The 321-nt window shown below is 66.7% G+C and carries 1 protein-coding gene; it reads left to right on the top strand.

Annotated elements, in window-relative coordinates; all coding sequences use genetic code 11:
* A partial coding sequence (locus CVH10_RS19075; protein WP_106489393.1) for a PadR family transcriptional regulator occupies nucleotides 1-290 on the top strand: 290 nt, incomplete at its 5' end.
* Nucleotides 291-321: the final 31 nt, after the last annotated feature.

Raw genomic sequence — 321 nt, forward strand, 5'->3', positions numbered from 1 at the left:
TGGCGCTTCTAAGCCGGGCGGACAGCTACGCCTACGAGATCGCCAGCCGCCTGTCGGACGCGATCGACATGGGCGAAGGCACCATCTACCCCTTGATGCGGCGGATGCAGTCGGAGGGCCAGGTCGAGACCTATCTGGTCGAATCCTCCGCCGGTCCCTCGCGCAAATACTATCGCCTGACCGAGGCGGGTCGCGCGGCCCTGGCCGCCCAGACCGCCGAATGGTCCGCCTTCACCAAGGCCGTCGACGCCATCGTGGCGAACGACGCCGATCAGGGAGCCGCCCAATGACGCGCGCCGATTTCATCAACCGCCTGAAGGA

Origin of the sequence: Halomonas sp. ND22Bw (assembly GCF_003011945.1) — a bacterium.
Classification (GTDB): Bacteria; Pseudomonadota; Gammaproteobacteria; order Pseudomonadales; family Halomonadaceae; genus Halomonas; species Halomonas halophila.